We start from the raw sequence: 11,816 nt of genomic DNA on the forward strand, positions 1-11,816 counted from the left end.
TCATGGCCACTGCGGGCAAGAGCGCGGCCGTCTCCCACGTGGGGAAGGTGCGCGCCAACAACCAGGACTCCGGTTACGCCGGAACCCGCTTGTTCGTGGTCGCCGATGGCATGGGAGGGCACGCGGGCGGCGATGTCGCTTCGGCGATGGCGGTCAAGCGCATCATCGAGACCGACACCGCCTATTCGTCGGCGCAAGACGCCGAGTTCGCCCTGCAGTCGGCGCTCCTCGCCGCCAACTCGCTCCTCGCCGAGACGGTCTTCGAGCACCAGGAGCTCACGGGCATGGGCACGACGGTGAGCGCGATCCTCCGGGTCGGCGACCAGGTGGCTCTCGCTCACATCGGCGACTCGCGGGTCTACCGTTGGCGCGCGGGTGAGCTCGAGCAGATCACGGCCGACCACACCTTCGTGCAGAGGCTCGTCGACTCGGGCCGCATCACCCCCGAGGAGGCCGCGGTGCACCCGCGTCGCTCGGTGCTCATGCGCGTTCTCGGCGACGTCGACGCGGCGCCCGAGATCGACACGACGATTCTCGATGTCCGGCCGGGCGATCGTTGGATGCTGTGCTCCGACGGCTTGAGCAGTTACGTCTCCGATGACAAGATCCTCGCCGTGCTCGACAGTGTCGCCGACGCGACCGAGGCATCCGACCGTCTCGTCAAGGAGAGCCTCGACAACGGTGCCCCCGACAACGTGACGGTCGTGCTCGTCGACATCGACGAGTCGGGCGCATCGTCGTCGGTGCCCCCCGTTCTCGTCGGGTCGGCCTCGGCCCCGCTCTCATTCGAGCCCGAGCCGAGCCGGCGTCCGCTGCGACTGCCGACGATGCTGCTGCACCCGCTGCGTCCGATCCCTCCCGAGCCCGAGCACTTCGAGCCCGAATCGGAGGAGTACCTCGACGAGCTCATCCTCGAAGACCGGCGCAGAGCTCGCAATCGCCGCATCGCGTGGCTCGTGGCCATCGGCCTCGCGATCATCGCGCTCGTCGTCTCCCTCGTCGTCGCCTACCAGTGGACGCAGACCCGCTACTTCGTCGGGGCCAACGGCACGACGGTCGCGATCTATCAGGGAGTGCAAGCGGATGTCGGCCCCCTCTCCCTCTCGAGCATCTACCAGCAGACGAGCGTGACGCTCGAAAGCCTCCCGCCCTACACGCGCGAGCGCGTGGAGAACACGATCAACGCCAACTCCCTCGACGGCGCCGAAGCGATCGTCGACCGGCTCGCGGAGGTGGGCGATGAGTAGCTCGACGCAGGTCGACAGCGGTTCGCGCACCCCGTTCACCGAGGCGATCAAGATCCGTCTGCGCGAACCCGCCAAGCTCCGCAACCTCGAACTCGTGCTCTTGCTCTTCGCGATCGCGATCAATGTCGCGTCGCTCGTGCTCGTGCAGCTCGGTGTGCTCGGAACGGTGAGCGAACAGCTCTTCACCTACTCCGCGATCCTCGCTGGTCTCGCTCTCGCGATGCACATCACCCTGCGCATCGTCGCCGTGCAAGCGGATCCGTTCATCCTCCCGATCGCGACGGTGCTCAACGGCCTCGGCATCGCGATGATCTACCGGCTCGACCTCGCCGCGGGGCGCGAGGGCTGGGGCGCCTCCGGCATCCGGCAGATGGCGTGGACCGCCGTCGCCATGCTCGCGGCCTTCGTCGTGCTCGTGGTCATCCGCAACCACCGGGTTCTGCAGCGCTATCGTTACATCGCGATGTTCCTCGGCATCGCTCTGCTCCTGCTTCCGCTCATCCCCGGCATCGGCCGCGAGATCAACGGTGCGCAAGTGTGGATCGGAATCGGCCCGCAGCGCGAAGACGGCAGCGTTCCGCTCTCGTTCCAGCCCGGTGAGCTCGCGAAGATCGCCCTCGCCGTCTTCTTCGCCGGCTACCTCGTGACCGCGCGGGACAGCCTCTCGATGGTCGGCAAGAAGTTCCTCGGCATGCGGTTTCCGCGCGTTCGCGACCTCGGCCCGATCCTTATCATCTGGGTCGCGGCGATGGGCGTGCTCGTCTTCCAGCGCGACCTCGGAACCTCGCTCTTGTACTTCGGGCTCTTCCTCATCATGATCTACGTCGCGACGGGGCGGTTGAGCTGGATCCTGCTCGGTCTCGGACTCTTCGTGGGCGGCGCCCTCGCCGCCCAATCGGTGCTCGGATACGTCGCGAGCCGATTCGACGGGTGGCTCTCGGCGTTCGACAACGACGTCTACACCCAGATCGGTGGCAGCTACCAGCTCGTGCAGGGTCTCTTCGGTCTCGCCGACGGCGGCATCATCGGCACGGGTCTCGGCCAGGGCAGCCCCGACATCGTGCCCTTCGCCGAGAGCGACTTCATCATCGCGAGCCTCGGCGAGGAGCTCGGGCTCACGGGACTCTTCGCGATTCTCGGCCTCTTCCTGCTCTTCGTCTCCCGCGGCTTCCGCATCGGGTTCGCGGGGCAAGACGATTTCGGTCGACTGCTCGGCGTCGGGCTCGCGTTCGTCGTGGCCCTGCAGGTGTTCATCGTCATCGGTGGAATCACGCGCGTCATTCCGCTCACGGGTCTCACGACGCCGTTCATGGCCGCCGGCGGGTCGTCGCTCATCGCCAACTGGATCATCGCCGCGCTCCTGCTGCGCTTGTCCGACACCGTGCGCAATCAACCGAGGGTCGTGGTCGACTGATGAACAAGGAACTGCGCCGCGTCAGCATGGTCGTGCTCGCGATGTTCGTCGCCCTCTTCGTGTCGAGCTCCATCGTCACGGTCTTCGAGAGCGACAACCTGCGAGCCGACAGCCGCAACACCCGCACGCTCTACGCGAGCTACTCCGCCGAGCGCGGCCCGATCCTCGTCGACGGAACGCCGATCGCGTCATCCACCCCCGTCGACGACGAGTACCGGTTCCTGCGCACCTACGAGAACCCCGAGCTCTACAGCGCCGTGACCGGGTACTTCACCCTCAACCAGGGCACGACGGGCATCGAGGGGGCACTCAACGACTACTTGAGCGGCACCGCGAACGACCAGTTCTTCGACCAGGTCAACGCGATCTTCACGGGCCAGAACCCTCGCGGCGCATCCGTCGAGCTCACGATCGACCCCGCGGTGCAGCAGGCCGCGTGGGACGCCCTCGGTTCGAACACCGGCTCGGTCGTCGCCCTCGACCCGCAGACCGGCGAGATCCTCGCCATGGTGTCGAAGCCCACCTACGACGCCAACCGCCTCGCCTCCCACGACATCCCCGCGGTCATCGAGGCCTACGACGAATTGATCGCCGACCCCGAGGGCCCGCTGTTCAACCGCGCGATCGGCGGCGACCTCTACGCGCCGGGATCGGTCTTCAAGCTCGTGACCGCGGCGGCCGCCCTCGACACCGGTGATTACACCCCCGAGAGCGAGTTCCCCAACCCGCCGCGCCTGCCGCTGCCCCTCACCGACGGGCAGACGATCTCCAACGCCGAGGGCGGCAACTGCGGCGGCACCGAGAACGCCACCCTCGCCACCGCGCTCCGCTTGAGTTGCAACATCCCCTTCGCCCAGCTCGGTGGCGAGCTCGGCTCGCAGACCCTCTCCGACTACGCCGACGCGTTCGGCTTCGAGCAGGACCTCGAGATTCCGCAGTCGGTGACCCCGAGCGTTTTCCCCGAAGACGACATGGACGAAGCCCAGCTCTATCTCTCGTCGTTCGGACAGGCGAGCGTGCGCGTGACACCGCTGCAGATCGCGATGGTCTCGGCCGCCCTCGCCAACGAGGGCGAGCTCATGCAGCCGAGCCTCATCGAGTCGATCTCCGACTCCGACCTGACCCCGATCGAGGAGTTCGAGGAGACGGTCTTGAACACTCCCGTGAGCAGCGAGACCGCCGCGACGATGACAGAACTCATGGTCGACGGCGTGAACAACGGCGCGGCCAGTAATGCAAGAATAAGCGGAGTCGATGTGGCCGGGAAGACCGGTACGGCGCAGAACGACGGGGCGGGGAACACTCTGTGGTTCACGGGGTTTGCGCCTGCGAACGACCCCCGGGTGGCGGTCGCTGTCGTCGTCGAGAACGGCGAGGGTTTCGGTAATTCGGTTGCGGCTCCGATCGCAAGGCAAGTGATAGAGGCGGTGCTGAACTAATGAGACCAACGAGCGGCCTCACCTTCGGAGGCAGGTACCAGCTCTCCACTCGCGTCGCGATCGGCGGCATGGGGGAGGTCTGGGAAGCCACAGACCTCGTGATCGGGCGAACGGTCGCGATCAAGATCTTGAAAGACGAGTACCTCGGCGATCCGGGCTTCCTCGAGCGTTTCCGCGCCGAGGCGCGCCACGCCGCCCTCGTCAACCACGAGGGCATCGCCAACGTCTTCGACTACGGAGAAGAAGACGGCAGCGCCTTCCTCGTCATGGAGCTCGTTCCCGGCGAGGCGCTCTCGACCATCCTCGAGCGCGAGCGCGTGCTGTCGACCGACCGCGTCCTCGATATCGTCGCGCAGACGGCTCTCGCCCTCCACGCGGCGCACGCCGCCGGTCTCGTCCACCGCGACATCAAGCCGGGCAACCTGCTCATCACGCCGGACGGCCGCGTCAAGATCACCGACTTCGGCATCGCACGTCTCGCCGACCAGGTTCCCCTCACTGCTACCGGCCAGGTCATGGGCACCGTGCAATACCTCTCGCCCGAGCAGGCGAGCGGTCAGTCGGCCTCGTCGACGACCGACGTCTACTCTCTCGGCATCGTCGCCTACGAGGCCCTCGCGGGTCGACGTCCGTTCACGGGCGAGTCTCAAGTCGCGATCGCGATGGCGCAAATCAACGACACCCCGCCCGACCTTCCGGCGACGGTCTCCGAGCCGGTGCGCAACCTCGTCTACTCGAGCATCGCGAAGAAGCCGGCCGACCGCCCCGCGTCGGCGGCACACCTCGCGCGTGCCGCCCAGGCTCTGCGTCGCGGCGACGTCAACGGTGCTGCCGCGTCCGTGCCCGCCATCATCGGCGGTGGAGTCGGCGCATCGCTCGCGACCGAAGCGTTCTCGAGCGACGACATGCCGACCCAGGCCACGCGCCTGCTCACGTCTGCCGGCGCTGTCGGCGCAGCGGGGGGCGGCGTCGGCGGCGAGCCTCCCCAGGATGACGACGAGGAGAAGAAGCGCAGCCCGTGGATGTGGCCGCTCATCATCCTCTCCGGCCTCATCGTCATCGCCCTCATCTTCCTCATCGTCTACTTCCTCGGTGAGTCGGATGCCGACCCCGAGCCGTCTGCGTCACCGCGGCCGTCGGCATCCGCGTCTCCCACCCCGAGCCCCTCGCCGACGCCGAGCCCGACACCGACCGAGAGCAACGTCGTCGAGCTCGGTGACGGATCGCAGTTCATCGGTCTCAGCGAGGCGGATGCGACTGCTCAGCTCACCGAGCTCGGGCTCAACCCCGTCGCGAACGACGGGGACCCCGCCCCCGAGCCCGCCCTCGAGGGAACGGTCTACGCGATCAGCCCGCGCGGCAACGTCGAGCTCGGGTCTACCGTGAACCTCTCGATCTACACGGCCGTGCGCCAGCCCGACACCCCGGGCGCCCTGAGCGCGCCGGGCGGACCGTTCGAACCCGGCTCCGAAGTCGCCGTGCAGATCCCCGCATACACGGGGTGCCCGAGCGGAACCTCGCTCACAGCCTTCACCTTCTCGGTGAGCAACGGCACATTCGCGCCGGCCAACCCCGTGCCCGGCTCGACCTCGACCCTGCGTGTCACGGTGGGCGACTCCGGCGAGACCACGGTGAGCTACCTCGCGCAGTGCTCGGGTGTGGAGTCGGAGGACTCCGCGACCCTCGCCCTGCCGATCGCCGAGGCCGAAGCCGAGCCCGCTCCCGACCCGGAGGAGCCCGAACCCCAAGAGTAGGGTTGCCGCTCGCGCCGCCGGGTAGAGTGTTGAGACCCCTTACCCTGCGCTTGGAGATCGACACGTGACCGATGGTTCTCGCCTGCTCGCCGGCCGGTACCAGATCGGCGACCTCATCGGGCGAGGCGGAATGGCCGATGTGCATGTCGGGGTCGACAGCCGGCTCAATCGCAAGATCGCCATCAAGCTCCTGAAGCCGTCTCTCGCGACCGACCCGAAGTTCCGGTTGCTCTTCCGCGAGGAGGCACAGAAGGCCGCGCGCATGGCGCACCCCACGATCGTTCGCGTGTTCGACGCGGGCGAGGAGACGGTCACGGGCCCCGACGGCGTCGACAGGCAAGTGCCCTTCATCGTCATGGAGTACGTCGACGGACGACTCCTGCGAGACATCATCGCCGAGGGACCCCTCGACCCGAAGGAGGCGTCGCGCATCGTCGCGCAGATCCTCACGGCTCTCGAATACAGCCACCGGGCCCTTCTCGTGCACCGCGACATCAAGCCAGGCAACGTCATGATCACGCAGAGCGGTCAGGTCAAGGTCATGGACTTCGGTATCGCGCGAGCGGTGTCCGACAACTCCGCGACGGTCGCCGAGACGGGCGCCGTTCTCGGAACAGCACAGTATTTCTCGCCCGAGCAGGCCCGCGGCGAGACGGTCGATGCCCGCACCGACCTCTACTCGACCGGCGTCATCTTCTTCGAGCTCCTCACCGGCCAGGCCCCGTTCCGCGGTGAGCGTGCCGCGGCCGTGGCCTACCAGCACATCAGCGAAGCCGCCGCGGCGCCGAGCAGCCTCAACTCGGCCGTCTCGCCCGCGATCGACGCCGTCGTGCTGCACTCGCTCAGCAAAGACAAGTTCGACCGCTACCAGACGGCCGCCGAGTTCCGTGCCGACGTCGAGTCGGCCGCGGCGGGGGAGATCCCCACGCGGCGCATGCCCGCGCGCGAGGTCGACAACGTCGTTCTCGGCATCAACCCGCACGCGGCCCAGGGATCGAACGCCGCTCTGCGTCAGCTCACACCCGACGACGAGCGTGTCGTGCGCACCCAGCCTCGGCCCCCGGTCGCATGGATCTGGGCGGGCTTCGCCGTGCTCGTCGCGATGCTCGTGGCGGTCGTCTTCTGGGTCGTCAACCTGCCCGACGAACCGCCTTCGATCAGCTCGGGGTTGTCGGTGACGATTCCGGATGTCGAGGGCCAGACCTACGAGGATGCCGCGGCGACCCTCGAGGCAGCCGACCTCGTGCCGTCGGAACTCAGTCAGGCGAGCGACACGATCGACGAGGGAATCGTCATCAGCACGAACCCGGAGCCGGGAGCGCGCGTCGCGTCCGGTCAGCCCGTTCGCGTCTACGTGTCGATCGGTCCCGACCCCACGACGGTGCCGGCGCTCGATCAGCGCCCCGAGGCCGAAGCGATCGAGGCGATCGAGGACCGCGGTCTCGTCTACGGCTCGAGCACACCCGAGCGGTCGACGAGCATCCCCGAGGGCGTCGTCATCCGCGCCGATCCCGAGTCGGGGGCCAACCTGCGGGAGGGTGACACGGTCAACCTCTTCGTGAGCAACGGCCTCGTCGAAATCCCGTCGGTCGTCGGACAACCGATCAACACCGCCAACACGACCCTCGGTGAGCTCGAACTCAACATCGTCCCGGTGCAGGACCCCAATTGCGCCGGCGGCGAGGTGACGGCGCAGTCCCTGCCTGCGGGTGAGCACCCGCAGCGCTCGGAGATCAGCGTCACGTGGTGCTCCGGCTGATCCCGGGAGCCCTAGGCCACGAGAGAACGGTCAGCAGAGACGGCGCACCGACGTGACCGTGGCGCCTACAGGTTGACGAGCGGTGTGAGACCGGATGCCGCGTCTCGAGCGGTCGGCAGTCCCGCCACATCGAGCCAATTCGCGAGCATGAGGTAGCCACCCTCGGTGAGCACCGATTCGGGGTGGAACTGCACTCCGTACACGGGTGCCTCGTCGTGCTTGAGGCCCATGACGACACCCCCCGTGGTCCGTGACGTCACGACGAGTTCGTCGGGCACGGTCTCGTCGACGACCGCGAGCGAGTGATACCTCGTAGCGGTGAACGGCTGCGGCACGCCCGAATAGAAGGCGCTGTCGTCGTGCGTGATGAGAGAGGTCTTGCCGTGCATGAGTTCGTCGGCGTGGGTGACCGTGGCGCCGAGAGCCTCGGCGATCGCCTGGTGGCCGAGACACACCCCGAGCAGAGGCTGGCCGGAGTCGAGAGCGGCGGAGACGACCGGGATCGACACTCCCGCGTCTGCGGGCGCTCCGGGACCGGGTGAGATGAGCACGGCGTCGTAGTCCGCGATGACCGAGGCTGCATCTCGCGCGGTGAAGTCGTCGTTGCGCACGACGGTCGTCTCGGCGCCCAACTGCAGCAGGTAGCCGTTGAGCGTATAGACGAAGCTGTCGTAGTTGTCGATCACGAGAACACGGGTCATTGCTCCACCGTAACCTCTGTCTGATTGACGAAAGTGTTGAGCCACGGGAAGACGACCGTGACGCACAGGGCGAGCACGGCGGCGATGAGGACGAGGAAAAGTACGACCTTGAGCCACACGGGGCCCGGGAGTGCGCGGAACAGTGCGGCGTACATCAGGCTCCCTCTCCCACGATCGATGCGATCTCCTCGGGGGCGCCCGCGGATGCCGGTTGCCACGACTCGAACACCCCGTACGCGATGATGCGTTCCTGCGCCGAGAAGAGCGGGTTGCAGCTCGTGAGGGTGATGAGACGCTCCGTGGGTTCGATGTCGGGTGACTGCGGAACGGGTTCGAGAACCCCCACCCCCGTGGGCAGCACGTATTCGCTCGAGCGGTAGACGTAGGTGTACCAGCCGTCTTCGGTCTGCACGTACATCCGGTCGCCCACCTGCAGGTCGGCGATCCTGTTGAACGGAGCCCCGTGCGTCGTGCGGTGCGCCGCGATACCGAAGTTGCCGATCTCGCCGGGCATCTGGGTGTCGGGGTAGTGCCCGATGCCCTCGGTGAGCACGTCGCCTTCACCCACGCCCTCCGCGATCGTGCGCACGTAGTCCGCTCCGAACCGCGGCACATAGAGGTTGGCGAACTTCGTGGTCTCGTCGGAGACGGCGCTCACGACGGGATCGCCGAAGTCCTCCCCGGGTTCGACGGGGGTCGCCGGTGCGGCACCTCCGAGCTGCTGGCCGAACTGCTGCGCTTCGCTCTGCTGTTCGCCCCCGACGATGATGTCGTTGAGCCACAGCTGCCAGCCCAGAAAGAGAAAGATGAAGACGGCGGCGGTGAGCAGCAGTTCGCCGACGACTCCGACGATTGCGGAGACCACACCCCGTCTTCGCGACTTGCGCTGCGCGCGACGCCCCGAGACCATGCGCCGAGTCTACGGCCGTCTCGTGAACGCGCGATGGCCGGAAAGCGCAGATGGAGGGCACGGTAGTATTCCGGCATGGCCAGATCTAACGACCGCGGCACGCTCGCATCCCCTGACAACGATGGACCCGACCGTACAGGCTCCTCGACGCGGGCGGGAGACGATGCGCCCAACCCGGTGTGGTTCAAGCCCATCATGTTCGGCCTCATGCTCATCGGCCTCGCTTGGATCATCACGTTCTACGTGAGCGGCACGACCCTCCCGATCGCCCAGCTCGGTGACGGAAACATCCTGGTCGGCTTCGGGATCCTGTTCCTCGGGTTCCTCATGACCACTCGGTGGCGCTGAGCGCTCGGGGCACACGGCTGTCGGCACTTCTGCCGACAATTACACGCCTGTAACTATCCCCAGTGTGGATAGGCCTGTGGATAACCCCTAGGCGAGCAGAGTGAGCACGCGCACCACGGTGATCGCGAGCAGAGCAGCAACGACGCCGACGAGCATCAGAGCTTGTGCGGCCTTCTTTCGCGGCGAGCGGGTTTTCATGAAGATGAAGCCGATCGCGACACCCGCGATGAGGCCCCCGACGTGCGCTTGCCACGAGATGCCCGGGAGGATGAACCCGAGCCCGAGGTTGATGGCGATCAGGATCAAGAGCTGCGGGCTCGTGCCCCCGAAACCGCGCTGGATCACGAAGAACGCCCCGAGCAACCCGAAGACCGCACCCGACGCCCCGACGACTCCGCCGGACGGATCGAGCACGAGCACCGCGACCGACCCCGCGAACCCACTGATGAGGTAGAGCGCGAGAAAGCGCCAGCGGCCCACGGCCTGTTCGATCACCCGACCGAACAGGAACAGCGCGAGCATGTTGAAGATGATGTGGAAGAACGAACCGTCGGAGTGCACGAAGATCGACGTCAGCATGCGCCACGGCTCGATGACCGTGAGAACCGGGTAGTACGAGAGCAGGTTGGTGACCGCACCTCGTGAGACGAGCTGCAGCAGGAAGACGACCGCGGTGATCGCGATGATCGAATAGGTGACGATCGGCGAACCGTCGGTCCCGGCACGCTTCACGCGCGTGACGAGCCGGGGCTTCGTGCGCGGAGCGGACGCACGCGCTTCGCGCACGCACTCCGGACAGTGGAAGCCGACCGCGGCTTGCGTCTGGCACTCCGGGCAGATCGTGCGCCCGCATCGCTGGCACAGAATGAAGCTCTGCCTGTCCGGATGCCGGTAACACGTGTCAGTGCGGCCGTCTCCTGCGTTGCTCATCGGTGGAACAGGGAAGCGGTCAGGCCGCTTCGACCGTGACGCTCTCGATGACGACGTCGTCGATGGGACGGTCGCGGCCATCCTTCTTGACGGCTTCGATGGCCTTGACGACGTCGCGGGACTCCTCGTCGGCGACCTCACCGAAAATCGTGTGCTTGCCCTGCAGCCACGTGGTCGGAACGGTCGTGATGAAGAACTGCGATCCGTTCGTTCCCCGGCCACCCTGGATGCCGGCGTTCGCCATAGCGAGGACGTAGGGCTTGGTGAAGTCGAGCTCGGGGTTGATCTCGTCGTCGAACTGGTAGCCGGGTCCACCGGTTCCCTGGCCGAGAGGGTCCCCACCCTGGATCATGAAGTTGTCGATGATGCGGTGGAAGACAACACCGTCGTAGAGCTTGTCTTTCGTGGTGGCTCCGGTGCCCGGGTGAGTCCACTCGATCTCGCCCGTCGCGAGGCCGACGAAGTTCGCGACCGTCTTGGGGGCGTGGTTTCCGAGGAGGTTGACGCGGATGGCGCCGAGGTTCGTGTTGAGTGTGGCGACGTGTGTGTGCGTAGACATACCTCGATTCTCCCACAGGCCCGGCGAACACTCAGCGTGCGTCCAGCTTGCGCGGTATTGGTCCACAGGCGGCAGCGTGAAAGGATGGGATCCGTTCACAACCATTACCGGAGGGTGATCTCATGGGATTGTCACGCAAACGCGCGAAAGAACTGAAGCGACTGAGGAAGACCTCCTCCGAGCTGTGGGAAGAGCAGCGTGACGTCCTCGACCACGCGAGCAACGTCGTTCGTGAGGCCGGTCGCCAGCTCGGCAACGTCTCCCGCGAAGAGGTCGTGCCCCGGGCACGCGGCGCCTACGACGACTACGTCGTTCCCGCCGTCTCCACCGCTCGCGGTGCCGTCGGCGACGCTCGTCACAAGATCGTCCACGACGTGCTCCCGGGTGTCTCCGGTGCCCTCGCGTCGGCTCTCGCCACGCTCGAGGTGTCGAAGGACCCCCGCGTGCGCGAAGCGGTGAAGCAAGTGCACAAGACGAGCGACCGCGTGAGCAAGAACGCCAACAAGGCTTTCTCTGCGGCATCCAAGAAAGCATCCAAGGCCTACACGACCGTCGGAACGAAGGCGGGCTTCGTGAAGCCCAAGCCGTCGCTCGGCTTCGGCGGATGGGTTCTCATCTCGCTCGGCGTCGTCGCCGTCGCCGGTATCGCCTACGCGGCCTACCAGACGCTCCGCGCCGACGACGAGCTCTGGGTTCTCGATGAGGGTGACGACATCGAGGCTCCCAAGGAGTAGCTCACCGGTTGTGTCACAAGC

At 66.7% G+C, this 11,816-nt stretch carries 12 protein-coding genes; 7 read left to right on the forward strand and 5 right to left on the reverse strand.

From position 1 onward, the window contains the following. Positions 1-2 precede the first annotated feature (2 nt). From ACLHIH_RS09840 to pknB, 5 genes are all read left to right on the forward strand, one after another. Positions 3-1,247, forward strand: a complete 1,245-nt coding sequence (locus ACLHIH_RS09840; protein WP_411316622.1) for a Stp1/IreP family PP2C-type Ser/Thr phosphatase — start codon at positions 3-5, stop codon at positions 1,245-1,247. Beyond that, positions 1,240-2,661: an FtsW/RodA/SpoVE family cell cycle protein gene (locus ACLHIH_RS09845; RefSeq protein WP_411316623.1), complete on the forward strand. Its 1,422-nt coding sequence runs from the start codon at positions 1,240-1,242 to the stop codon at positions 2,659-2,661. The genes ACLHIH_RS09840 and ACLHIH_RS09845 overlap by 8 nt, the downstream gene beginning before the upstream one ends. Then, positions 2,661-4,100, forward strand: coding sequence for a peptidoglycan D,D-transpeptidase FtsI family protein (locus ACLHIH_RS09850; protein WP_411316624.1), 1,440 nt, complete (start codon positions 2,661-2,663; stop codon positions 4,098-4,100). The genes ACLHIH_RS09845 and ACLHIH_RS09850 overlap by 1 nt, the downstream gene beginning before the upstream one ends. After that, positions 4,100-5,854 (forward strand): protein kinase domain-containing protein, encoded by a 1,755-nt coding sequence (locus ACLHIH_RS09855; RefSeq protein ID WP_411316625.1) that lies wholly within the window; start codon positions 4,100-4,102, stop codon positions 5,852-5,854. The genes ACLHIH_RS09850 and ACLHIH_RS09855 overlap by 1 nt, the downstream gene beginning before the upstream one ends. Before the next feature lie 64 nt (positions 5,855-5,918). Further along, a complete protein-coding gene (pknB, locus tag ACLHIH_RS09860; RefSeq protein WP_411316626.1) occupies positions 5,919-7,613 on the forward strand; it encodes a Stk1 family PASTA domain-containing Ser/Thr kinase in 1,695 nt (564 codons plus the stop codon). Between the two features lie 65 nt (positions 7,614-7,678). Here pknB and ACLHIH_RS09865 read toward each other — a convergent pair whose 3' ends face one another. Genes ACLHIH_RS09865 through ACLHIH_RS09875 form a run of 3 tightly spaced genes read right to left on the reverse strand, consistent with a single transcriptional unit; the run spans position 7,679 to position 9,224 of the window. Next, positions 7,679-8,314, reverse strand: a complete 636-nt coding sequence (locus ACLHIH_RS09865; protein ID WP_411316627.1) for an anthranilate synthase component II — start codon at positions 8,312-8,314, stop codon at positions 7,679-7,681. Next, positions 8,311-8,469 carry a hypothetical protein gene (locus ACLHIH_RS09870; protein WP_411316628.1) on the reverse strand — a complete coding sequence of 53 codons (159 nt, stop codon included), beginning with the start codon at positions 8,467-8,469 and terminating at the stop codon, positions 8,311-8,313. The genes ACLHIH_RS09865 and ACLHIH_RS09870 overlap by 4 nt, the downstream gene beginning before the upstream one ends. Next, positions 8,469-9,224, reverse strand: coding sequence for a class E sortase (locus ACLHIH_RS09875; RefSeq protein WP_411316629.1), 756 nt, complete (start codon positions 9,222-9,224; stop codon positions 8,469-8,471). The genes ACLHIH_RS09870 and ACLHIH_RS09875 overlap by 1 nt, the downstream gene beginning before the upstream one ends. A 75-nt stretch (positions 9,225-9,299) precedes the next feature. On the opposite strand from ACLHIH_RS09875, the gene ACLHIH_RS09880 reads away from it, so the two are divergent. Beyond that, a complete protein-coding gene (locus tag ACLHIH_RS09880; protein WP_411316630.1) occupies positions 9,300-9,572 on the forward strand; it encodes a cell division protein CrgA in 273 nt (90 codons plus the stop codon). An 87-nt stretch (positions 9,573-9,659) separates the two neighbouring features. On the opposite strand, the gene ACLHIH_RS09885 is transcribed toward ACLHIH_RS09880, so the two are convergent. Continuing rightward, on the reverse strand, positions 9,660-10,358 hold the full coding sequence (locus tag ACLHIH_RS09885) for a rhomboid family intramembrane serine protease (RefSeq protein WP_411316631.1): 699 nt from the start codon (positions 10,356-10,358) through the stop codon (positions 9,660-9,662). A 163-nt stretch (positions 10,359-10,521) separates the two neighbouring features. After that, positions 10,522-11,061 (reverse strand): peptidylprolyl isomerase, encoded by a 540-nt coding sequence (locus ACLHIH_RS09890; protein ID WP_411316632.1) that lies wholly within the window; start codon positions 11,059-11,061, stop codon positions 10,522-10,524. 122 nt (positions 11,062-11,183) lie between these two features. Between ACLHIH_RS09890 and ACLHIH_RS09895 the strand changes: the two genes are divergently transcribed. Continuing rightward, positions 11,184-11,795: a DNA helicase gene (locus ACLHIH_RS09895; protein WP_411316633.1), complete on the forward strand. Its 612-nt coding sequence runs from the start codon at positions 11,184-11,186 to the stop codon at positions 11,793-11,795. The last annotated feature ends 21 nt before the right edge of the window (positions 11,796-11,816 follow it).

It is taken from the genome of Marisediminicola sp. LYQ134 (assembly GCF_046599635.1).
Lineage (GTDB): Bacteria > Actinomycetota > Actinomycetes > Actinomycetales > Microbacteriaceae > Marisediminicola.

Bases quoted from the DNA above. Each gene is read 5' to 3' on its own strand.
- ACLHIH_RS09865 (WP_411316627.1), bottom strand. From the start codon at position 8,314: ATGACCCGTGTTCTCGTGATCGACAACTACGACAGCTTCGTCTATACG.
- ACLHIH_RS09840 (WP_411316622.1), top strand. From the start codon at position 3: ATGGCCACTGCGGGCAAGAGCGCGGCCGTCTCCCACGTGGGGAAGGTG.
- ACLHIH_RS09870 (WP_411316628.1), bottom strand. From the start codon at position 8,469: ATGTACGCCGCACTGTTCCGCGCACTCCCGGGCCCCGTGTGGCTCAAG.
- ACLHIH_RS09855 (WP_411316625.1), top strand. From the start codon at position 4,100: ATGAGACCAACGAGCGGCCTCACCTTCGGAGGCAGGTACCAGCTCTCC.
- ACLHIH_RS09845 (WP_411316623.1), top strand. From the start codon at position 1,240: ATGAGTAGCTCGACGCAGGTCGACAGCGGTTCGCGCACCCCGTTCACC.
- ACLHIH_RS09850 (WP_411316624.1), top strand. From the start codon at position 2,661: ATGAACAAGGAACTGCGCCGCGTCAGCATGGTCGTGCTCGCGATGTTC.
- ACLHIH_RS09895 (WP_411316633.1), top strand. From the start codon at position 11,184: ATGGGATTGTCACGCAAACGCGCGAAAGAACTGAAGCGACTGAGGAAG.
- ACLHIH_RS09890 (WP_411316632.1), bottom strand. From the start codon at position 11,061: ATGTCTACGCACACACACGTCGCCACACTCAACACGAACCTCGGCGCC.
- ACLHIH_RS09880 (WP_411316630.1), top strand. From the start codon at position 9,300: ATGGCCAGATCTAACGACCGCGGCACGCTCGCATCCCCTGACAACGAT.
- ACLHIH_RS09875 (WP_411316629.1), bottom strand. From the start codon at position 9,224: ATGGTCTCGGGGCGTCGCGCGCAGCGCAAGTCGCGAAGACGGGGTGTG.